This window comes from Serratia sp. SCBI (assembly GCF_000747565.1).
GTDB classification, from domain to species: domain Bacteria; phylum Pseudomonadota; class Gammaproteobacteria; order Enterobacterales; family Enterobacteriaceae; genus Serratia; species Serratia ureilytica.
In genome coordinates, this window is record NZ_CP003424.1 from 2,604,392 (window position 1) to 2,626,729 (window position 22,338).

Here is a 22,338-nt window from a genome sequence, read left to right on the forward strand (position 1 = left end):
CGGTCTTCACTATGATCCAAATCATGGTTTTACTCATCCTACCTCTCTATTATCAAATTCATTGAATGCAGGCAGTAGGATTTTTGCCCATTCGTTTTTATTTCGCCAAGCGAAATAGCTTATTTTATGAAAACAAGCGCGCTTGTTTTTTAATTGGCAGTGTTTTTACTCTGAAAGGAACAGCGTATGAACCATTACTTAGCCGTATTAAGCGCATTGGTCATTCTGCCCTTCGCTCTGCAAGCAAAACCGCTTTCCGGCAGCCAGGTCGCCTCTGGCGTCGTCCGCTTCACCGGCGCCATTACCACGCCTGCATGCACCGTCAAACATCAGGATGAAAAGCTTATCTCCAGCTGCTTCGGTAAAGTGACGGAATATCAGAACGGGTATATATCCTCTTCGTTAAAAGCGATGCCAAAAGAATTAGTTTCTGCCGTCAGCAGTGAGATGGTGAATAACGATCCCCATTTAAAACGCGTGACCATCAGCTATAAGTAACCACAAAGCATTACTGCCTGCTGAAATAATAAACAAGACACAATTTGTCTTGATGACTTATAAATTTATTTTATAAATTTATCGTACAATAACTCCCCGCCTTACCGTAAGCCGGCTATTCGGGCGACCCTGCGGTCGCCCATCAGCATGTCCGAAATCCGCCATCGCTCCCTTCCATTTCATGCGATAATCGCCCTACCAAACCGAGGAGTGATCCAGATGCAGACTTTTTTTGATTGATCGTACCGCCACGCCAGTGGGAGAACTGGTGCTGATTGCCGATGAACAGGGGCGCCTGCGGGCGATTGACTGGACCGATCACGAAGCGCGCCTGATGAAGCTGCTGAATACCCACTACCGCGCCGATCGGTTCACCCTGCGCGAACAGCGCGATCCCAGCGGGCTGACCGACGCCATGCAGCGCTATTTCGCCGGTGAACTGAGCATTATCGATCGGTTACCGGTGATGACCGCCGGCACCGAGTTCCAACGCACCGTCTGGCAACAGCTGCGCCAAATCCCCTGCGGCGAGATCCTGACCTACGGCCAGCTCGCGCAACGCATCGGCCGTCCGACCGCCTCGCGCGCAGTCGGCATGGCCAACGGTTCAAATCCGATCAGCATCGTCGTGCCCTGCCACCGAGTGATCGGTTCGCAAGGCGCACTGACCGGCTATGCCGGTGGCGTACAGCGCAAACAATGGCTGCTGCAGCACGAAGGCTACCTGCCTAAAAGCCTGCTGTAGCCGCGCCAGGCGATTATCCGGCGCCATTGTTTGGCGACGCTTAATAAAGCCCATTGCTCAACGCCACGCTCGCAGGCCGCTGGGCCCCATGAATAACTTGTGTGAATAAAACGCATAAGTCACAAATAATACTCATAACTTCAGTCCCCTACAGAATAATCGGCGGCATGTGTGCGTAAAATTCGCACACAATGCCCCTATTCAGACTAATGCTACCCTTATCAGCTGCGGCAAAAGATGTTAAAATTGACTCATATCAATTATTGAATGAGCGTAATCTATGATCCCGGAAAAACGCGTGATTCGTCGTATCCAGTCTGGTGGTTGTGCGATCCATTGCCAGGACTGCAGCATCAGCCAGCTGTGCATTCCTTTCACCCTTAATGCCCACGAGCTGGATCAGCTCGACAACATTATCGAGAGGAAAAAGCCTATTCAGAAAGGCCAGACCCTGTTCAAGGCCGGCGACGAGTTGAAATCGCTGTACGCGATCCGTTCCGGGACCATCAAGAGCTACACCATCACCGAGCAAGGCGACGAGCAAATCACCGGCTTCCACCTGGCGGGTGACCTGGTGGGCTTTGACGCCATCGGTGGCCTGAAGCACCCAAGCTTCGCCCAGGCGCTGGAAACCTCGATGGTGTGCGAAATTCCGTTCGAGACCCTCGACGATCTGTCCGGCAAAATGCCAAACCTGCGTCAGCAGATCATGCGGTTGATGAGCGGCGAGATCAAAGGCGACCAGGACATGATCCTGCTGTTGTCGAAGAAAAACGCCGAAGAGCGCCTGGCGGCGTTCGTTTACAACCTGTCGCGCCGCTTTGCGGAGCGCGGTTTCTCTCCGCGCGAGTTCCGTTTGACCATGACCCGCGGCGATATCGGCAACTATCTCGGCCTGACGGTGGAAACCATCAGCCGGCTGCTGGGCCGCTTCCAGAAAAGCGAAATCCTCAGCGTGAAAGGCAAATACATCACCATCGAAAACGCCGACGCCCTGTCGGTGCTGGCCGGTACGCCGCGTATCAACGTGACCGTCAACGCCTGATTCTCCTGCCGGATCACCATTTCCCCGAAATTGTTGATCCGGCACGCTTCTGTTGTTGTTCTGTTTTTCAATGTTGGGTTACTCTGTAAATTAACAGACTGTTGATTTCAGCTGTAAGGAGGCCCTATGGCGAAGTATCAGAATCTTCTGGTGGCTATTGACCCCAATCAGGACGATCAGCCGGCATTGCGCCGCGCCGTGTACCTGGTAAAACGGAACGGCGGGCGCATCAAGGCCTTCCTGCCCATCTATGACTTCTCTTACGAAATGACGACCCTGCTCTCCCCGGATGAAAGAACGGCGATGCGGCAAGGTGTGATCAGCCAACGCGCCGCCTGGATCAACGAGCAGTGCCGCTTCTATCTCAACGACGGCGTGCCGATCGAAATCAAAGTGGTCTGGCATAACCGCCCCTTCGAAGCCATCATTCAGGAAGTGCTTTCCGGCCAACATGACCTGCTGCTGAAAATGGCGCACCAACACGACCGGTTGGAGTCGGTGATCTTTACCCCCACCGACTGGCACCTGCTGCGCAAATGCCCTTGCCCGGTGTGGATGGTGAAAGACCAGCCCTGGCCGGAAGGCGGCAAGGCGCTGGTGGCGGTCAATCTGGCCAGCGAAGAACCCTATCACGACCCGCTCAATATCAAACTGGTGCAAGAAACCGTCGAACTGGCGCAAAACGTCAACCAGACCGAGGTTCACCTGGTCGGCGCCTATCCCGTTACCCCGATCAACATCGCCATCGAATTGCCCGACTTCGACCCGAGCGTCTACAACGACGCCATTCGCGGCCAGCATCTGATCGCCATGAAGGCGCTGCGGCAAAAATTCTGCATTAAGGAAGAGTTCACCCACGTGGAAAAAGGCCTGCCGGAAGAGGTGATCCCCGATTTGGCCGAACACCTGCAGGCCGGCGTGGTGGTGCTGGGCACCCTGGGCCGCACCGGTATTTCAGCCGCCTTTATCGGCAACACGGCGGAACATGTGATCGATCATCTGAAATGCGACCTGCTGGTGATTAAACCGGAAAACTTCAACTGCCCGATCGAGGCGGATGAAGACGACGAACACGACGACGAAGATTAGGCTTCGCACATAAAGAAACGGGCCGCTGAAAAGCGGCCCGTTTTTCTTTGGTTGCCCAATTTTACTTCTGCAACGCCCGCAAAATCGCTTCCACGCTGTCTTTGGCGTCGCCGAACAGCATTTGGGTGTTCTCCTTGAAGAACAGCGGGTTCTGCACGCCGGCGTAGCCGGTGTTCATCGACCGTTTGAACGCGATCACGTTCTGCGCTTTCCACACTTCCAATACCGGCATGCCGGCGATCGGGCTGCGCGGATCTTCCAGCGCCGCCGGGTTCACCGTATCGTTGGCGCCGATCACCAGCACGGTGTCGGTATCCGGGAAATCGTCGTTGATTTCATCCATCTCCAGCACCACGTCGTACGGCACCTTCGCCTCTGCCAGCAGCACGTTCATGTGGCCCGGCAAGCGCCCCGCGACCGGGTGAATGCCGAAGCGCACCTTCACGCCGCGCGCCCGCAGTTTTTCGGTGATTTCCGCCACCGGATACTGCGCCTGCGCCACCGCCATGCCGTAGCCCGGGGTGATGATCACCGAGGTGGAGTTCTTCAACTGCTCGGCCACCTCTTCCGCCGTGGTTTCACGGTATTCGCCCATCTCTTCGGCTTCGCCGGTGGATGAACCGTCGCTGCCGAAACCGCCGGCGATCACGCTGATAAACGAGCGGTTCATCGCCTTGCACATGATGTAAGATAGGATCGCCCCCGAAGAGCCCACCAGCGCGCCGGTGACGATCAGCAGATCGTTGCTCAGCATGAAGCCCGCCGCGGCCGCCGCCCACCCCGAGTAGGAGTTGAGCATCGACACCACCACCGGCATGTCGGCGCCGCCGATCGAGGCGACCAGATGCCAGCCGAACGCCAGCGCGATCGCCGTCATCAGCAGCAGCGTCACCACCTGCCAGCCCACGCTGTCGGTGCGCACGAACGCCACCAGCAGCAGGAACGAGATCACCAGCGCCGCCAGGTTCAGCTTGTGGCGATTCGGCAGCATCAACGGCTTGGAAGAAATGATGCCGCGCAGCTTGCCGAAGGCGACGATCGACCCGGTGAAGGTCACCGCACCGATAAAGATGCCGAGGAACACTTCGGTCAGATGGATATTCGCCATCACCGGCTCCATCGGCGCACCGTGATCCAGATAACTGTTGAAACCGACCAGCACCGCGGCCAGGCCAACGAAGCTGTGCAGCACCGCCACCAGCTCCGGCATTTCGGTCATCTCGACCTTCTTCGCCAGATAGACGCCGATCGAGCCGCCGATGATCATGGCGATGATGATCCAGCCGACGTTGCCGGAATCCGGCCCCAGAATGGTCGCGATCAGCGCGATCGCCATGCCGGCGACGCCAAACAGGTTGCCCTGCTTCGACGTTTCATGACGCGACAGGCCCGCCAGGCTGAAAATAAACAAAATAGCGGCAACAATGTATGCAGCTGTAACCAATCCTCCAGACATTTGTTACCCCTTAGTTCTTGCGGAACATCTTCAGCATGCGCTGAGTGACGGTGAACCCACCGAAAATATTGATGCTGGCGATCAGCACGGCGATAAAGGAGAGAAAACTCACCCAGCCGCCGTGGCCAATTTGCAGCAGCGCACCGACCACGATAATCCCTGAGATCGCGTTGGTGACCGACATCAACGGGGTATGCAGCGCATGGCTGACGTTCCAGACCACGTAGTACCCGACCACGCAGGCCAGCGCGAACACGGTAAAGTGCGACAGGAACTCTTTCGGGGCTGCGTCCGCCAGCCAGCCGAACAGCAGGATCGCCAGAGCCATCAGGCCGTACTTCAGCCACGGCGAGGTCGGCTTGGCTTCAGGTTTGGCGACCGGTGCAGCGGCGGGCGCCGCTTTCGGCTGGGCGGAAACCTGGATCGGCGGCGCCGGCCAGGTGATTTCACCGCTGCGCACCACGGTAACGCCGCGGATCACCGTATCGTCGAAATCGATATCGATCTCGCCGTTCTTCTCTTTCGACAGCAGCTTCAGCAGGTTGACCAGGTTGGTGCCGTACAGCTGCGAAGATTGTGTCGGCAAGCGGCTCGGCAGATCGGTATAGCCGATGATTTTCACGCCGTTGTCGGTCACGGTAATGGTGTCGGCCACGGTCAGTTCGCAGTTGCCGCCGGTTTGCGCCGCCAGATCGACGATCACGCTGCCCGGCTTCATCGACGCTACCATCTCTTTGGTGATCAGCTTCGGCGCCGGTTTACCCGGGATCAGCGCGGTGGTGACGATGATGTCAACCTCCGCCGCCTGTGCGGCGAACAGCGCCATCTCGGCCTTGATAAAGGCTTCGGACATCACTTTGGCGTAACCGTCGCCGCTGCCCGCTTCCTCTTCAAAATCCAGCTCGAGGAATTCCGCGCCCATGCTCTGCACCTGCTCTTTCACTTCCGGGCGGGTGTCGAAGGCGCGCACGATGGCGCCGAGGCTGCCCGCAGCGCCGATCGCCGCCAGGCCGGCCACGCCGGCGCCGATGATCATCACCTTGGCCGGCGGTACTTTGCCGGCGGCGGTGATCTGGCCGGTGAAGAAGCGGCCGAACTCATGCGCCGCCTCGACGATGGCGCGGTAGCCGGCGATGTTGGCCATCGAGCTCAGCGCATCCATCGACTGGGCGCGCGAGATGCGCGGCACCGAATCCATCGCCAGCGCGGTGACGTTGCGCGCCGCCAGCTTGGCCATCAGCTCGGGGTTTTGCGCCGGCCAGATAAAGCTGACCAGCGTGCTGCCTTCGCGCATCAAGGCGATCTCGTCGTCTTGCGGCGCGTTGACTTTCAGGATCAGATCCGACTGCCACACTTCGTTTTCGTCGACCAGCGCCGCGCCGGCGGCTTCGTAGGCGACGTCGTCAAAACTGGCCAGTTTGCCCGCCCCGCGTTCAATCGCGACGGTAAAACCCAGCTTCAGCAGTTGTTCCACCGTTTTCGGCGTGGCTGCGACCCGGGCTTCATTGGCCAACCGCTCTCTTGGTACACCAATACGCATAATGTTCCCTTCTCACCTGTCTTGGATGATGTTTATTATTTTCCTGCCCATAGAACGGCGCCATCGGCGAGCGAGGCGTCAACTTGCCCGCACTGATTTCAGACGCCAACTATAACCTACTGAAAATAAGGTCGATGATCCATAATTGCTTACGCATTCAGCCCTGTTTTTACATAAAAATGCCGGGCGCGATATGACAAATCGCAATTTACAGTGAAAAAATGCATACAGAACAGCATATTCTGCATGATTAGAGGTTTGCGCCCGGCGTAACGATTTATCGCCATGCGGGGCGGATAAGCATAAAAGTTATCATTTTGTGAACAATTAACACTAATGACACCAAAGCCTTTATTATGGAAACTTATGGCGGCGGCGCCATCCGTGCGACCCGCGTCACCGTCAAGGATTTGTCGCACGGGATAACATAAAATGCTGAGACAGTTTTCAGAATTACATGTAATAATCGACGGCTGAATTACACTTAAACAGTTCAGTACGTTATAAACGTTAATGCGCTAGGCGAAAGGATTTTTTATGAAGCTGAAGACCACGATCATCGCGTCAGCCTTGTTATCACTCACCGCGCTGTCCGCTCATGCGGCGCAAGAGTTAACTCCTGAGAAAGCAGCGGCGCTGAAGCCGTTTGATCGCATCACGATTACCGGCCGCTTCAATGCGATCAATGAAGCCGTCGACGCCGTATCCCGCCGTGCAGACAAACTGGGTGCCGATTCCTTCTATATCCAGGACAGCAACAACAGCAACAACGGCGGCAACTGGCGCGTCACCGCAGACCTTTATCATAAAGATGCGCCAGAAGTGAGCAAAACACCAAAATACCGCGTATTTAACGGCGTGAATGAACTGCCTAAAGAGGAAGCCTACCTGCTGGAGCCTTACGATACCGTGAGCGTCAGCGGTTTCTACCGCAGCCAGCCGGACATTAACGACGCCATCTCCAAAGAAGCGCAGAAAAAAGGTGCCGCCTCGTTCTTCATCGTGCGCCAGGTTGACGCCAACTCCGGCGGCAACCAGTTCGTCACCGCCTACATCTATAAGGCCGATGCGCCGAAACGCCGCGTGCAGAGCCCGGACGCCATACCGGCCGATTCTGACGCCGGCCGCGCCGCGCTGGCCGCCGGCGGCGCCGCAGCCGCGAAAGTCGAAATTCCTGGCGTCGCGTCTTCCGGTTCACCAAGCCGCGAAGTGGGCCGTTTCTTCGAAACCCAGTCCTCTACCGGCCAACGCTATACCGTCACGCTGCCTAACGGCACCAAGATTCAGGAAGTGAACAACGTGACCGCCGCGCAGATGGTGCCGTTCGATTCCGTCACCTTCACCGGCCACTTCAACAGCATGACCGACGTGTCCACCGAAGTGGCGAAACGCGCGGCCGAGAAAGGCGCCAAGTACTACCACGTCACTCGCCAATGGCAGAACAAGAGCGGCGGCAACCTGACCGTCAGCGCCGATCTGTTCAAATAAAACCCGCTTTTCGGTTTACCATCGGGCAGCCCTTGAGCTGCCCGTTTTTATTGCCGCTCTTTTCGCCGCTCGTTGAATAGTTTTTTGTAAATTCCGCATATTCAATCATTGCATCTCTAATCATCCCTCCGTAGAATTTGCGCCAATTTTTAGGGCTATTGTCTATTAGCGCAATGGTTGTTAACACATTGTTGCCGCCAAGCAGTTCCCTTCCAGTTGTTTATTCTGCGTTCAGGATCCGTCATTGGAAAAAAAACTCGGTCTTACCGCGCTAACCGCTTTGGTGCTCAGCTCGATGCTGGGCGCCGGCGTGTTCAGTCTGCCGCAAAACATGGCGCAGGTCGCCAGCCCCGCCGCGCTGCTGCTGGGTTGGGGGATCACCGGCGTCGGCATTCTGTTTTTGGCGTTCGCCATGCTGTTGCTTACGCGTCTGCGCCCGGATCTGGACGGCGGCATCTTCACCTACGCCAAAGAGGGATTCGGCGAGCTGATGGGCTTCTGCTCCGCCTGGGGTTACTGGCTGTGCGCCGTGATCGCCAACGTCTCGTATCTGGTGATCGTGTTCGCGGCATTGAGCATTTTCACCGATCGCGGCGGCAACGTTATTCTCGGTGACGGCAATACCTGGCAGGCGCTGATCGCCGAATCCGCCCTGCTGTGGATCGTGCACGCGCTGGTGCTGCGCGGCGTGCAAACCGCCGCCAGCATCAATCTTGCGGCCACCCTCGCCAAGCTGCTGCCTCTGGGGATGTTCGCCGTTCTGGCGGCGATCGCCTTTAAAATGGACGTGTTCACGCTGGACTTCCAGGGGATCGCCCTCGGCAAGCCGGTATGGGAACAGGTCAAGGACACCATGCTGATCACCCTGTGGGTGTTTATCGGCGTGGAAGGCGCCGTGGTGGTTTCCGCGCGCGCGCGCAATAAGAAGGACGTGGGCCGCGCGACCATGTTGGCGGTGCTGTCGGCGCTGGCGGTGTATCTGATGGTCACCTTGCTGTCGCTGGGCGTGGTGCCGCGCAGCGAACTGGCCGACATGCGCAACCCGTCGATGGCAGTGCTGATGGTGGAACTGATTGGCCCGTGGGGAGACGTGATCATCGCCGCCGGTCTTATCATTTCCGTGTGCGGCGCCTACCTCAGCTGGACCATCATGGCGGCGGAAGTCCCCCTGCTGGCCGCACAGCACGGCGCATTTCCACGCGTGTTCGGCAAGCAGAACCGCCATCACGCCCCATCGTCTTCGCTGTGGCTGACCAACATCGCGGTGCAGCTGGCGTTAGTGCTGATCTGGTTGACCGGCAGCAACTACAACTCGCTGTTGACCATCGCGTCGGAAATGATCCTGGTGCCTTACTTCCTGGTCGGCGCATTTCTGTTCAAGGTGGCTTACCGTCGCCGCGACAAGCGCCTGATCTTCGCCGCCACCGGCGCCTGCGTCTATGGTTTATGGCTGCTGTACGCTTCCGGGCTGATGCACCTGCTGATGTCGGTGCTGCTGTATGCGCCGGGCCTGTTGGTGTTCATGTACGCCCGCCGCGGCCATCAGGATATCAATCTGCTGAATCGCCTGGAAAAAGGCAGCATCTTACTGCTGCTGGTGGCCACGCTGCCCGCCGGCTGGTTTATGCTGCACTAAAGTGTCCCGTCAATGCGGCTGCCCGTCAGCCGCATTTTGCTTCCTCTTTTTCCCCTGCTACCGTGTTCCCCCCTTTGCACAGTCAGCCATGCGCCACGCTTGCGATCTCAAATGCAATTAATTATCATTATCATTTGTTGGTTAATGGTAAGACGCGAGTGCCCCTGGCGAGAGGCGTCAGGCGGCGGATGAAGACAGGCTGAAAATGGAAGGCATTTCATGGCTGAGAAACTGCTGCACGCATTACCTTTGTTTACCGCCTGGGAGGCGCTGATCGCCGAGGGCAACATGGCGTTTAATCAGCGGCACGATCGCCAGGCGATGGCGCGCTATCAACAGGCGCTGGAGGGGGCTCAGGCGATCATCGCCGAGAAGCCCTGGCTGAATGCGGACTATACCGCCAGATTTGAAGCGCTGAATATTTTCGAGTCTGCCCTTGCCGCGCTGATCGTCACGTTCAACAACATTACCCATCTGCGCCTGCGGCAGAAGCCTCTGCGCGGCGTCGAGCTGCATGTTCATCAGGCCCGAGTCGCTATCGAGCAACTCTTGGCCGATTCGTCGCTGTGCGAACAGATGCAGCAGATCGCCGAACGGCACCTGCTGCGCTTCAGGATTGAAACCCTGCACTTGCTGCGCGAACACCGGTTGCCGGAAACCAGCGTCTGCGCGCCGGCCGCCAACGCTTCCGCTACCTTGCATTAAAAGTGACACACCAATCTGAGGGCCATCTGTAATGAATGAATTGAATGACGAGATGAAGAAGATGCTGGCTAAACAGCTGCCTGTGCAGGCGACCAGCAGCCCGAACGGCGTTCCCGATATCGGCCCCAAGCGCTCTTTGCGCCTCTATGATGACCGTACGCTGATTTACAACGAAAATACCGGTGGCCAAACGCTGAAAAACATCAAGGCCGGCTCGAAAATGGCCGTTGTGGTCATCGATCGCGAGGCGCTGGACGGTTACCGCTTCGTTGGCACGCCCGAACTGTTTCTGGCGGGTAAGCCGTTTGACGATGCGTTGACGTTTGCGGAAAAAAACGGGATGAAGCCGCCGAAGTACGCGGTGTTAATTCATATAGACAGTATTTATACCCTGCGCTCCGGCCCGAATGCCGGGACCCAGCTCTAGCGCCGGCCGTCATGCGGCGTGAAATATCACGTTCATGGTTAGGCCACCGCGACGAGTCAATTGCCTAACCATGAACGGGCGGCCGGGTTGATGCCCGGTCAGCTTTTGGGAGGGATCGCGACGGTCATGCGTTCACCCACCAGAGTAATCGCAATGCCTTCTGCACACTCTTTCTGAATGGCCGCCAGTTGTTGAGCCTCCAGCGCATAAGGCAACTGAATATCAAACACCGCCAGGCCCTGCTGCTGCGCCAGGTCAATCAGGCGCACAATGTTGGTTTCATCGCTGACCTGCGTCGACACCACCTGCAGCGCCAACTCTTTTAACTGCTCTTTGCGCGTTTGCGACGTGGTCACGCGCGATTTCAACACCATGCCGAAGATCGGCATCACACCATAAATAGCATCAACAAAGCGCCAGTGCTTCCTGCACGATGCGGACAGAAAATCCATATAGTCGAAACAGATTTTCTCACTGCGCGCGATGGATGCAAGGTGATTGCTGTTCATCCCCTCATTCCTCTCATGGCCAGTGTTAACCCGTGGTCTTTCAAGCCGCCGCCGGGGGCAACCTGAAATGCATTGGGGATCTTATATCCAGAAATGGATAATCATGCGAAGCTTTAACGACTTTCCGCCGTATGATGGCATAATTCCCCTATTGTTTGCCAGTCTGTCCAGGAGCTTTAATCAATGGAACACCACAACTCCGCCCCGGTGCTGATTACCGGCGGCGCACGGCGCATAGGGCTGGCGCTCGCCAGAGCGTTTCTCCAGCGCGGCGTTCCGGTCATCATCGCCTACCGCAGCGAATATCCGGCGATGGCCGAGTTGAAAGCCTTGGGCGCCTGCTGCATTCAGGGCGATTTTTCCACCCATGAAGGCATTTATCGTTTCGCCGATCAGGTGCGGCAGGCCGCACCCAAGCTGCGCGCGGTGATCCACAACGCCAGCGCCTGGCAGGCGGAATCGCCGGAGGTGCCGCCGGAACAGGTCATGGCGGCGATGCTGCAAATTCACGTCTATACGCCCTATTTGCTCAATCAACTGCTCGAGTCCTGCCTGACCGGCCAGGGCCAGGCAGGCGCCGACATTATCCATCTGACCGACTATGTGGTGGAAAAAGGCAGCGACAAGCATATCGCCTACGCCGCCAGCAAAGCCGCGCTGGACAACATGACCCGGTCGTTCGCCCGCAAATTGGCGCCCGAAGTCAAAGTCAACGCCATCGCGCCGGCGCTGATCATCTTCAATCCGGGCGACGACGAAGCTTATCGCCGGCAGGCGCTGGCGAAGTCGCTGATGAAGGTCGCGCCGGGCGAGAGCGAAGTGGTCAATCTGGTGAACTACCTGCTGGAGAGCCGCTACGTCACCGGCCGCACCCACGGCGTCGACGGCGGGCGGCCGTTGCGCTGACGCAAAGATCCGCTTGGCGCAACCTCGCGGGCCGCGCTATGCTGAAATCCGCTTTTCTTATTAAAACACGGGCATATGCATAAAATTGTTTTTGTGGAAGACGATCCTGAAGTCGGCAAACTGATCGCCGCCTATCTGGGCAAACACGATATCGAGGTGCTGATCGAACCGCGCGGCGACAGCGCGCAGGCACGCATCGAGCGCGAGCAACCCGACCTGGTGCTGCTGGACATCATGTTGCCCGGCAAAGACGGCATGACGCTGTGCCGCGATCTGCGCCCCACCTTCCCCGGCCCGATCGTGCTGCTGACCTCGCTCGACAGCGACATGAACCATATCCTGTCGCTGGAGATGGGCGCCAACGACTATATCCTGAAAACCACGCCGCCGGCGGTGTTGCTGGCGCGCCTGCGTTTGCATCTGCGTCAACACAGCCAGCAGCCGAAAGAAGAGTCGGCTCAGCCGCTTACCCAGCATAACGCGCTGCATTTCGGGCTGCTGTGCATCGATCCGGTCAACCGTCAGGTTACGCTGGGTGAGGAAACCATCACCCTGTCCACCTCGGATTTCGATCTGCTGTGGGAGCTGGCGACCCACGCCGGGCAGATCATGGATCGCGAGGCGCTGCTGCAAAACCTGCGCGGCGTGAGCTACGACGGCATGGACCGCAGCATCGACGTGGCGATCTCCCGCCTGCGCCGCAAACTGTACGACAACGCGCTGGAGCCTTTCCGTATCAAGACGGTGCGCAACAAGGGCTATCTGTTCGCCCCTAACGCCTGGGCATCGGTGCAACAATGAGAAAACTTTTCGTCCAGTTCTTCCTGTTGCTGTTCGTCTGTTTTCTGGTGATGGCGATGCTGGTCGGCCTGGTGTACAAGGTGACCGCCGAGCGCGCCGGCCGCCAGTCGATGGACGATTTGATGAAAAGCTCGCTGTACCTGATGCGCAGCGAGCTGCGCGAAATCCCGCTGAAGGACTGGAACAAGACTATCGCCACGCTGGATCTCAATCTGTCGTTCAAGCTTCATATCGAACCGCTCGGCAAACAGGAACTGAGCGAGGATCTGAAAAAGCGGCTGCGGCTGGGTGAAATCATCGCCCTCGACGATCAGTACACCTTTATGCAACGCATTCCGCGCAGCCACTATGTGTTGGTGGTCGGCCCCATTCCTTATCTGTTCTATCTGCACCAGATGCGTCTGCTGGATCTGGTGTTGCTGGTGTTTATCGGCATGTCGCTGGCGCTGCCGGTGTTTCTGTGGATGCGGCCGCACTGGCAAGACCTGCTCAAACTGGAAAACGCCGCTCAGCGGCTCGGCGCCGGGCATCTGGATGAACGCACCCACTTCGATCCCACTTCCAGCCTGAGCCGGCTCGGCGTGGCGTTCAACCAGATGGCCGACAACGTCAACACCCTGATCGCCAGCAAGAAACAGCTGATCGACGGCATCGCCCACGAGCTGCGCACGCCGCTGGTGCGCCTGCGCTATCGGCTCGAGATGAGCGATAACCTGTCCGAAGGCGAGCAGCAGGCGCTGAACCGCGATATCGGCCAACTGGAGTCGCTGATCGACGAGTTGCTGACCTATGCCCGCCTGGACCGGCCGCAGGTTGCGTTAAACATTGAACCCATCAATCTGCCAAAGTGGCTGGAGGACAAGGTCGATGATATCCGCCTTATCCATCAGGAACGCGACATCCAGCTCGACATCCCGCACGTCGGCGACTTCGGCGGCGTCGATCTGCGCCTGATGGAGCGCGTGCTCGATAACCTGGTCAACAACGCGCTGCGCTATTCCGAGCAGCGCCTGCGCGTTGGGTTGTGGTTCGACGGTGACCTCGCCTGTTTGCAGGTCGAAGATGACGGGCCGGGTATCCCGCCGGAAGAGCGCGAGCGGGTGTTCGAGCCTTTCGTTCGCCTCGATCCCAGCCGCGATCGCGCCACCGGCGGCTGCGGGCTGGGGCTGGCCATCGTCCATTCCATCGCCGTCGCCTACCAGGGACAGGTGTTCGTCGAAGGCAGTTCGCTCGGCGGCGCCAGCTTCCGTTTCTGCTGGCCGGTGAAGCCGACATTCAGTTTAAAAGCCGATCTGGCGTAATACCGCCGGACCCTTCTCATTGGAGCCGAATAATAATGACATCTGCACCTTCCAACACGTCTGCTTACGATCACCTGCGCGCGCTTTTTAGCCGGCTGTCGCGTTTCGGCCACCTGTCCGCCATCGCCGGTTGGGACATGCAAACCATGATGCCACCGGGCGGCAGCAAGGCGCGCTCCGAAGCCCTGGCCGAATTGAGCGTGCTGCAGCACCAGATTTTAACGGCACAAAGCACCGGCGCGCTGTTGGATCGCGCGCAGCAAGAGACGCTGGACGAGATCGACCGCGCCAACCTGCGCGAAATGCGCCGCCAGTATGAAGACGCGGTGCTGCTGCCGGCGTCGCTGGTCGAAGCCAAATCGCTGGCCGGCGCCCGCTGTGAACACGCCTGGCGCGCCCAGCGCCCGGCCAACGACTGGGATGGCTTCGCGGAGAATCTGCGCGACGTGGTCAAACTCAGCCGGGAAGAGGCGCAGATCCGCGCGCAGGCGGCCGGCACCAGCCGTTACGATGCCCTGCTCAACCTGTATGAGCCGGGCATGCGCAGCAGCGATCTCGATCGCATCTTCGGCGATTTGAAAACCTGGCTGCCGGATTTGCTGCAGCGCGTGGTGGCCAAACAGGCCAATGAACCCTGCCTGGCGCCGCAGGGCCCGTTCAATGTGGACACCCAGCGCCAGCTGAGCCTGAGCGTGATGAAGCTGCTCGGTTTCAACTTCGACAACGGCCGCGTCGACGTCAGCGCCCACCCGTTCTGCGGCGGCGTGCCGGAAGATGTGCGCATCACCACGAGTTACAACGAGAAAGAGTTCCTGACCGCGCTGCTCGGGATCGTACACGAGACTGGCCACGCCCGTTACGAACAGAACCTGCCGCGCGATCTGCTTGGCCAACCGGTCGCCCTGGCCCGCTCCACCGCCATCCACGAATCGCAGAGCCTGCTGTTCGAAATGCAGCTGGCGCGCGGCAATGAATTCCTGAAAATCTTGCGTCCGCTGGTTACCGCGCAGTTTGGCGAACAGCCGGCGCTGGAAGAAGCCAACTTCATTCGCCTCAACCAGCGGGTGAAACCGGGCCTGATCCGCGTCGACGCCGACGAGGTGAGCTATCCTGCCCACGTCATCCTGCGCTACGAAATTGAAAAAGCGCTGATCGAAGGCGAGATCGAAGTGGAGGACATTCCGGCGCTGTGGAATGAAAAGATGCACGCTTACCTGGGCCTCGATACCATCGGCAACTACCGCAACGGTTGCATGCAGGATATCCACTGGACCGACGGCGCCTTCGGCTACTTCCCGACTTATACCCTCGGCGCGATGTACGCCGCGCAGCTGTTCCACAGCGTGCGTCAGGCCCTGCCTTCGCTGAACGAGGACATCGCCGCCGGCAACCTGCAGCCGTTGTTCCACTGGTTGCAGCATAACATCTGGCGCCACGGCAGCCGTTTCCCGACCGACACGCTGATCGCCAATGCAACCGGTGAAGCGCTCAATCCGCGCTACTTCCGCCAGCATTTGGAAAACCGCTACCTGTAATCTCTCCCCGTGCGCGGCCACGGCCGCGCCCTTTTTCCCCTGCTTGACCTAATAATGCTACATAGCGCGCTTTCCTTGCCGGCAACGCCTTGGCTGCAGGGTGGCGGGTTACTACTCACCAACAGTATGTTGTAACTAAAACCATAAACAGCAACGCCCCTATCTGCCTCTCATCCCAGCGCATGACGGGCGATCATCGTCACCAGTTGTGGTCTCAACGCGGCGGGCAGATCATGCCCCATGCCCGGCATAATCTGCAATCTGGCGTTGGCGACGGCCCGAGCGATCGCCACCCCGCCGGCCTTGCGCACCAGCCGATCGCGATCGCCGTGAATCACCAGCGTCGGCGCGGCGATGCGCCGACTGTAACGCCGCAGATCGCCGCTGCCGAGCAGCGCGGAAAGTTGCCGCTGCATGCCCTCCGGATCCACGCCCCGCTTCAGTAGCCGCTTCACCAGGGCATCCAGCTCCGCCTCCTCCGGCGGATAAGTCGCGGTGCCAAGCGCGCGCAGAAAGGCCTTCATCCCTTCCTGGCGCTGCTGCAGCGTCATATCGGCGGCAGGCCGGCGCACCAGCAACCACAGCAGCGAAGGCGCCGGCGGCGGTAACAGCGGTTGATTGGTGCTGGAAAACAAGATGCATAACGAGGCGACGCGCTGCGGGTATTCGGCGGCCAACACCTGGGCGATCATCCCCCCCATCGAGGCGCCAAGGACATGAGCCTGAGGAATGCGTAAATGATCGAGCAGATGCGCTGCGTCCGTCGCCATATCCGCCAGGGTATAAGGCACCGGCGTTTGCCAGCCGAACTGGGCACGCAACATCAACAGCCACAGCGGTGTCTTGCGCTGCGCCCGCGTTTTACCGGAAAGGCCGACGTCGCGGTTGTCGTAGCGGATCACCCGAAATCCCTTGGCAACCAGAGCGCGGCAGAAATCGTCAGGCCACAGCAAAAGCTGCGCGCCGATGCCCATGATTAACAACAGCGGCGGATGCGCCTCATCGCCCCAGTCTTCATAGGCCAGCGGCACCTCGCCCTGTTCCGTCACGCCACAACGAACCGTTATCTCGTTCATTTTAAATCCCTTTTATCGAGCCAGACGGTCATTATAGCAGCAATCCCTCCTGCCGCCGCCGCCCTGTACATTAGGTTACAAGCCGAAACCAATCACTCACGGAAAGCCGGACGCCGTTTGCCTACTATCATCTCAACGGCCCCGCAGTGGGGTTGATACCCAAAAGTCATGTTGAGGATTCTGCGATGAAAAAAGTATTAGCTCTGGTTGTTGCCGCTGCAATGGGTCTGTCTTCCGTGGCTTTCGCTGCCGAGGCTGCCACCACTACCGCACCTACGGCTACCGCAACCACCGCCACCGCTGCGCCAGCTAAAGCTCAGGTGAAACACCACGGCAAGAAAGCCCCGGTACAGAAAGCTCAGGCGGCCAAAAAGCATCACAAGAAAGCCGGCAAAAAAGCCCCGGCGCAAAAAGCCCAGGCGGCTAAAAAAGCACCACAAGAAAACCAGCCACAAAAAAGCGTAATGTCGTGAGGTTCCCCTCACCGCTTCAGGCTTGACGTGCACGACACCCGGTTCACCGGGTGTTTTTTCATCCGGGGGGTTCTCATTGATGCTGCGCCGCTACCTGTTCGAGATCATTCTGACCGCCCTGATCCTCTGTGGACTGATCGCCGTCTTTTTTTATCTGTAGCCTGCCGCCTCGCCGGCGGGAAATTATTGAAAAATCAGTTATTGCCCATCCACATGGCTGCTAAATCAGTCTATAGTTAGCATTCAGTGTGTTTATGGATGATCCGTATTTGTCAGGCAAGAGATCTATGCGCATATCCGTTTTACTGTTGCTGTGCTCACTCCCGCTCATCGCCTCCCAGGCGGCACGCGCCGACGGCCCGTCCAAGGCCGAGCAAACGCGTCTGTTTTTCGGCAAAGATGAACGAATCAAGGTCACGGATACCGCCGCCCAGCCGTGGCAAGCCATCGGCCAGGTCGAAACCGCCAGCGGCAATCTGTGTACCGCCACGCTGATCTCCCCACACCTGGCGCTGACCGCCGGCCATTGCGTGCTGGCGCCGCCGGGACAATTGGATAAAGCCGTCGCCCTGCGCTTCGTGGCGGGCGATAAATCATGGCAGTATCAAACCGATAATATTGAAACCCTGGTAGACAGCAAACTGGGCAAAAAGCTGAAAGCGGACGGCGACGGCTGGATCGTGCCGCCCGCCGCCGCCGCTTATGACTTTGCGCTGATCCGGCTGAAAGACAAAACGCCGCTGCCGATCGCCCCGCTGCCGCTGTGGCAAGGCGACAGCAAGGCGTTGACTCAGGCCCTGAAACAGGCCAAACGGCTGATCACCCAGGCGGGCTACCCGGAGGATCATCTTGATGACCTCTACAGCCACCAAAACTGCAAGGTGACCGGCTGGGCCCAGCAAGGGGTGCTGTCGCACCAGTGTGATACCCTGCCCGGCGACAGCGGCTCACCGCTGCTGCTGAAAACCGCCGACGGCTGGCAGCTGATCGCCATCCAGAGTTCGGCGCCGGCGGCGAAAGATCGTTACCGCGCCGATAACCGCGCTCTGGCGGTGCCCGGCATCCGCGACGCGCTGGACGCCCTGGCGGCAGGCAAGTAGCTCTCGCAACGGCGCATCAAGCGCCGTTGCTGTTTCTCTGTTTCCTGAATTTCAACTTGCGCTGCGCCGGCCGTTTGCCGGCCGGCGCGCCTGAGCTTAGCCCGAAAGCTGTTCGATGGTTTGCAGAATGCGCTTGTCGGAGATCGGGTAAGGTGTGCCCAGCTGCTGCGCGAACAGGCTGACGCGCAGTTCTTCAATCATCCAGCGCACCGCTTTCACCTCTTCCTCCTGCTGTCGCTTCGGCGGCAGCTTGTTCAGCCACTGCTGCCACGCCTGCTGCACCTGCTCCACCCGCAGCATCTGCGCGCGATCGCGGTGCGGATCGATAGCCAGTTTCTCCAATCGGCGTTCGATCGCCTGCAGGTAGCGCAGCGTGTCCGGCAGCCGTTTCCATCCATTGCCGGTGACGAAGCCGCGGTAGACCAGCCCGCCGAGCTGGGTCTTGATGTCCGACAGCGCCAGCGCCAACGACATGTCCACCCGGCCTTTCAGCCGTTTGTTGATGTTGAAGACCGCCGTCAGGATCTGTTCAACCTGCTTGGCCACCTCAACGACCGTGTCGTTCAGCTCGGCGCGGATCTGCTCCTGTAACCGGGCAAAGTCTTCCTCCTGCCAAACCGGGCCGCCGTGTTCGGCGATCAGTTTGTCGATGCCGCACGAAATGCAGTCGTCGATCAGCTCCAGCACCTTGCCGTACGGGTTGAAATAAAGCCCCAGCTTGGCCTTGTTCGGCAGCTTTTCATGCAGATATTTGATCGGCGAAGGAATATTCAACAACAGCAGGCGGCGCGTGCCCTGCCACATCGCCTGTTGCTGTTCGCTTTCGCTGTCGAACAGGCGGATCGCCACGCTGTCCTTTTCATCCACCAGCGCCGGATAGGCTTTCATCGAATAGCCGCCGCGCTTCTGCTCGTAGAACGCCGGCAATTGGCCAAAGCTCCAGACATGCAGGTTGCTCTGCTCCAGTCCGTCATCGGCCACCGCCGACAGCGTCTCCTGTACCTTCTCTTTCAACTGCAGGCGCAGGGCGGCCAGATCTTTGCCTTCGCGCAGCGTCTGGTTTTTCTCGCCCACCACGCGGAAAGTCATTTTCAGGTGATCGGGCACCTGATCCCACTGCCAGTCATCACGTGACACGGTCACGCCAGTCATACGCCGCAACTCGCGCTCCAGCGCGTCAAGCAGCGGCAATTCCAGCGCCGTTACGCGGCCAAGGAACGCTTCGGCGTAGTTCGGCGCCGGCACGAAGTTGCGACGCACCGGTTTCGGCAACGATTTGATCAGCGCGATCACCAGCTCACGGCGGATGCCGGGGATCTGCCATTCAAACCCCTGCTCCTCCACCTGATTGAGGATCGGCAGCGGGATGTGCACCGTCACGCCGTCGGCGTCGGTCCCTGGTTCGAACTGATAGCTCAGCCGCAGTTTGAGGTTGCCCTGATGCCAGAAGTTCGGGTAATCCAGCGCGCTGATCTTGTTGGCGCCATCCTTGATCAGCATCTCTTTTTCGAAGTTCAGCAGGTCGGGCTGCTGTTTGGCGGCGGTCTTCCACCAGCTGTCGAAATGACGGCCGGACACCACGTCGTTGGGGATGCGGCGATCGTAGAAGCCGAATAGCGTTTCGTCGTCCACCAGAATGTCGCGGCGACGCGATTTATGCTCCAGCTCTTCCACTTCGGCGCGCAGCTTTTGGTTATCGCGGAAGAAAGCATGGCGCGTCTGCCAGTCACCCTCGACCAGCGCATGGCGGATAAACAGCTCGCGGCACAGCAGCGGATCAATGGCGCCGTAATTGACCTGACGCGCCGCGACGATCGGCAGACCGAACAACGTGACCTTTTCGCTGGCCATCACCGCCCCCTGCGACTTCGACCAATGCGGTTCGCTGTAGCTGTGTTTCACCAGGTGCTGAGCCAGCGGCTCGATCCATTCCGGTTCGATGCGCGCGGCGATGCGCCCCCACAGGCGGCTGGTTTCCACCAGTTCGGCCACCATGGTCCACTTCGGCGGCTTCTTGAACAGGCCGGAGCCGGGGAAGATCGAGAAGCGGGCGTTGCGCGCGCCGGTGTATTCCTGTTTGTCCGCATCCTTCTGGCCGATGTGCGACAACAGGCCGGTCAGCAGCGCGGTGTGGACGCTGCGGTAGTCGGAAGGCGTGCTGTTGATCGGCAGCCCCAGCTCTTTCACCACCTGGCGCAGCTGGGTATAGATATCCTGCCACTCGCGCACCCGCAGGTAGTTGAGAAAATCGTTGCGGCACAGCCGGCGGAACTGGCTGGAGGAGTTCGCCTTTTGCTGCTCCTGCAGATAATCCCACAGGTTGACGAACGCCAGGAAGTCCGAGTCCTTGTCGGCGAAGCGGCGGTGTTTTTCATCCGAGGCCTGCTGCTTGTCCATCGGGCGCTCACGCGGATCCTGAATCGACAGCGCGGCGGTGATGATCATCACCTCGCGCACGCTGCCGCTCTTCTGAGCTTCCAGCACCATGCGCGCCAGACGCGGGTCGATCGGCAACTGCGCCAGCTGCCGGCCCTGCGGCGTCAGCTGATAGTGGCCGTTATCGGCGGTGGTGATCGCCCCCAGCTCTTCCAGCAGGCGCACGCCATCTTGAATGTTGCGTTTGTCCGGCGCCTCGACGAACGGAAACGCGGCGATGTCGCCCAGCCCCAGCGAGGTCATCTGCAGAATGACCGACGCCAGGTTGGTGCGCAGAATTTCCGGATCGGTAAACGCCGGCCGCGAGAGGAAATCCTGTTCGGAGTACAGACGGATGCACACCCCCTCCGACACGCGGCCGCAGCGCCCTTTACGCTGATTGGCGGAGGCCTGTGACACCGGCTCGATCGGCAGGCGCTGCACCTTGGTGCGGAAGCTGTAGCGGCTGATGCGCGCGGTGCCCGGATCGATGACGTATTTGATGCCCGGCACCGTCAGCGAGGTTTCCGCCACGTTGGTGGCCAGCACGATGCGGCGGCCGTGGTGCGACTGGAACACCCGGTTCTGCTCGCTGTTCGACAGGCGCGCATACAGCGGCAGCACCTCGGTGTGCGGCAAATTGAGGCGGTTCAAAGCGTCGGCGGTATCGCGGATCTCACGCTCGCCGCTCATGAAGATCAGAATGTCGCCCGGCCCTTCGCGCCCAAGCTCGTCCACCGCATCGAAAATCGCCTGCAGCTGGTCGCGATCGGTATCGTCGCCGTCGTCGACCACCGGGCGGTAGCGCACCTCCACCGGGTAGGTGCGGCCGGAAACCTCGATGATCGGCGCATTGTTGAAGTGGCGCGAGAAACGCTGCGGATCGATGGTCGCCGAGGTGATGATCACCTTGAGATCCGGGCGCTTCGGCAGCAGTTCGCGCAGGTAACCAAGAATAAAGTCGATATTCAGGCTGCGCTCGTGCGCTTCATCGATGATCAGCGTGTCGTACTGCATCAGCAGGCGATCCTGCTGAATCTCCGCCAGCAAAATGCCGTCGGTCATCAGCTTGACCAGGGTGTTTTCCCCTACCTGATCATTGAAGCGCACCTTGTAGCCCACGCTGCCGCCGAGCGGGGTTTCCAGCTCGTCGGCGATGCGGTTGGCGACGGTGCGCGCCGCCAGGCGGCGCGGCTGGGTATGGCCGATCAGCCCTTTCACCCCACGCCCCAGCTCCAGACAGATCTTCGGCAACTGGGTGGTTTTCCCCGAGCCTGTCTCCCCGGCGACGATCACCACCTGGTGGTCGCGGACAGCGTTTAAGATGTCCTGCTTTTTCTGGCTGACCGGCAGGCTTTCCGGATAGGTAATGCGCGGGCAAGACGCGGCGCGCGCCTGCACTTTTTGCCGCGCCGTCGCGATGTCGTTTTCCACTTCGGCGGCGACCGCCAGCTGGGCATCGGGATTTTTGATTTTTCGTGCGCCCTGCAGGCGACGACGCAGGCGTTGTTGATCGCGGAGCATCAGCTCGCCCAGTTGGGCCGGCAGTGCCTCGAGCGGAGATTTCACGTTCGGTGTTCCTTGTTTCATCGT

General features: G+C 59.2%; 19 protein-coding genes and 1 pseudogene. 14 read left to right on the plus strand and 6 right to left on the minus strand.

Features of this window, described 5'->3' with window-relative positions:
- Positions 1-186: 186 nt before the first annotated feature.
- From SERRSCBI_RS12135 to uspE, 4 genes are all read left to right on the plus strand, one after another.
- A complete protein-coding gene (locus SERRSCBI_RS12135; RefSeq protein ID WP_033643206.1) occupies positions 187-498 on the plus strand; it encodes a hypothetical protein in 312 nt (103 codons plus the stop codon).
- A 232-nt stretch (positions 499-730) separates the two neighbouring features.
- The gene (ogt, locus tag SERRSCBI_RS12140) at positions 731-1,243 is read left to right on the plus strand and encodes a methylated-DNA--[protein]-cysteine S-methyltransferase (RefSeq protein WP_042784618.1); all 513 of its coding nucleotides are present in this window, start codon (positions 731-733) and stop codon (positions 1,241-1,243) included.
- 280 nt (positions 1,244-1,523) lie between these two features.
- Positions 1,524-2,288: an FNR family transcription factor gene (locus SERRSCBI_RS12145; protein WP_004938278.1), complete on the plus strand. Its 765-nt coding sequence runs from the start codon at positions 1,524-1,526 to the stop codon at positions 2,286-2,288.
- A gap of 126 nt (positions 2,289-2,414) precedes the next feature.
- Complete coding sequence (gene uspE, locus SERRSCBI_RS12150; RefSeq protein ID WP_004938281.1) at positions 2,415-3,377, plus strand: universal stress protein UspE; 963 nt, start codon at positions 2,415-2,417, stop codon at positions 3,375-3,377.
- A 61-nt stretch (positions 3,378-3,438) separates the two neighbouring features.
- On the opposite strand, the gene pntB is transcribed toward uspE, so the two are convergent.
- On the minus strand, positions 3,439-4,833 hold the full coding sequence (gene pntB, locus SERRSCBI_RS12155) for a Re/Si-specific NAD(P)(+) transhydrogenase subunit beta (protein ID WP_042784619.1): 1,395 nt from the start codon (positions 4,831-4,833) through the stop codon (positions 3,439-3,441).
- A 10-nt stretch (positions 4,834-4,843) separates the two neighbouring features.
- A complete protein-coding gene (pntA, locus tag SERRSCBI_RS12160) occupies positions 4,844-6,373 on the minus strand; it encodes a Re/Si-specific NAD(P)(+) transhydrogenase subunit alpha (RefSeq protein WP_042784620.1) in 1,530 nt (509 codons plus the stop codon).
- A 537-nt stretch (positions 6,374-6,910) separates the two neighbouring features.
- On the opposite strand from pntA, the gene ydgH reads away from it, so the two are divergent.
- The gene (gene ydgH, locus SERRSCBI_RS12165) at positions 6,911-7,861 is read left to right on the plus strand and encodes a DUF1471 family protein YdgH (protein WP_025302966.1); all 951 of its coding nucleotides are present in this window, start codon (positions 6,911-6,913) and stop codon (positions 7,859-7,861) included.
- Here the strand turns inward: ydgH and SERRSCBI_RS24745 are convergent.
- Positions 7,854-8,048, minus strand: coding sequence for a hypothetical protein (locus tag SERRSCBI_RS24745; protein WP_127897184.1), 195 nt, complete (start codon positions 8,046-8,048; stop codon positions 7,854-7,856). The genes ydgH and SERRSCBI_RS24745 overlap by 8 nt on opposite strands.
- 57 nt (positions 8,049-8,105) lie before the next feature.
- Here SERRSCBI_RS24745 and SERRSCBI_RS12170 point away from each other — a divergent pair, with 57 nt between their 5' ends.
- The 3 genes from SERRSCBI_RS12170 to SERRSCBI_RS12180 all read left to right on the plus strand — a co-directional run bounded on the left by SERRSCBI_RS12170 (position 8,106) and on the right by SERRSCBI_RS12180 (position 10,629).
- Positions 8,106-9,497 (plus strand): amino acid permease, encoded by a 1,392-nt coding sequence (locus tag SERRSCBI_RS12170; protein ID WP_033643208.1) that lies wholly within the window; start codon positions 8,106-8,108, stop codon positions 9,495-9,497.
- Between the two features lie 219 nt (positions 9,498-9,716).
- Positions 9,717-10,202, plus strand: coding sequence for a hypothetical protein (locus SERRSCBI_RS12175; protein WP_042784623.1), 486 nt, complete (start codon positions 9,717-9,719; stop codon positions 10,200-10,202).
- A gap of 52 nt (positions 10,203-10,254) precedes the next feature.
- A complete protein-coding gene (locus SERRSCBI_RS12180) occupies positions 10,255-10,629 on the plus strand; it encodes a pyridoxamine 5'-phosphate oxidase family protein (protein ID WP_226886078.1) in 375 nt (124 codons plus the stop codon).
- Between the two features lie 98 nt (positions 10,630-10,727).
- Here SERRSCBI_RS12180 and SERRSCBI_RS12185 read toward each other — a convergent pair whose 3' ends face one another.
- Complete coding sequence (locus SERRSCBI_RS12185) at positions 10,728-11,138, minus strand: hypothetical protein (protein WP_033643211.1); 411 nt, start codon at positions 11,136-11,138, stop codon at positions 10,728-10,730.
- Positions 11,139-11,321: 183 nt separating this feature from the next.
- On the opposite strand from SERRSCBI_RS12185, the gene folM reads away from it, so the two are divergent.
- From folM to SERRSCBI_RS12205, 4 genes are all read left to right on the plus strand, one after another.
- Positions 11,322-12,044, plus strand: a complete 723-nt coding sequence (gene folM / locus SERRSCBI_RS12190; protein WP_033643212.1) for a dihydromonapterin reductase — start codon at positions 11,322-11,324, stop codon at positions 12,042-12,044.
- Positions 12,045-12,119: 75 nt separating this feature from the next.
- A complete protein-coding gene (gene rstA, locus SERRSCBI_RS12195; protein ID WP_042784624.1) occupies positions 12,120-12,845 on the plus strand; it encodes a two-component system response regulator RstA in 726 nt (241 codons plus the stop codon).
- Entirely contained in the window at positions 12,842-14,146 is a 1,305-nt protein-coding gene (rstB, locus tag SERRSCBI_RS12200) for a two-component system sensor histidine kinase RstB (RefSeq protein WP_042784626.1), read from the plus strand. Before rstA ends, rstB begins: the two co-directional genes overlap by 4 nt.
- Before the next feature lie 35 nt (positions 14,147-14,181).
- A complete protein-coding gene (locus SERRSCBI_RS12205) occupies positions 14,182-15,681 on the plus strand; it encodes a carboxypeptidase M32 (RefSeq protein WP_042784627.1) in 1,500 nt (499 codons plus the stop codon).
- Positions 15,682-15,851: 170 nt separating this feature from the next.
- Here the strand turns inward: SERRSCBI_RS12205 and SERRSCBI_RS12210 are convergent, their stop codons facing one another.
- The gene (locus SERRSCBI_RS12210) at positions 15,852-16,757 is read right to left on the minus strand and encodes an alpha/beta fold hydrolase (protein ID WP_042784629.1); all 906 of its coding nucleotides are present in this window, start codon (positions 16,755-16,757) and stop codon (positions 15,852-15,854) included.
- Positions 16,758-16,942: 185 nt separating this feature from the next.
- Between SERRSCBI_RS12210 and asr the strand changes: the two are divergent.
- Positions 16,943-17,222 (plus strand): annotated as a pseudogene (asr, locus tag SERRSCBI_RS12215) (acid resistance repetitive basic protein Asr).
- Between the two features lie 295 nt (positions 17,223-17,517).
- Positions 17,518-18,330, plus strand: a complete 813-nt coding sequence (locus tag SERRSCBI_RS12220; protein WP_042784631.1) for a serine protease — start codon at positions 17,518-17,520, stop codon at positions 18,328-18,330.
- 96 nt (positions 18,331-18,426) lie between these two features.
- Here the strand turns inward: SERRSCBI_RS12220 and hrpA are convergent, their stop codons facing one another.
- On the minus strand, positions 18,427-22,314 hold the full coding sequence (gene hrpA / locus SERRSCBI_RS12225) for an ATP-dependent RNA helicase HrpA (RefSeq protein ID WP_071883553.1): 3,888 nt from the start codon (positions 22,312-22,314) through the stop codon (positions 18,427-18,429).
- Positions 22,315-22,338: the final 24 nt, after the last annotated feature.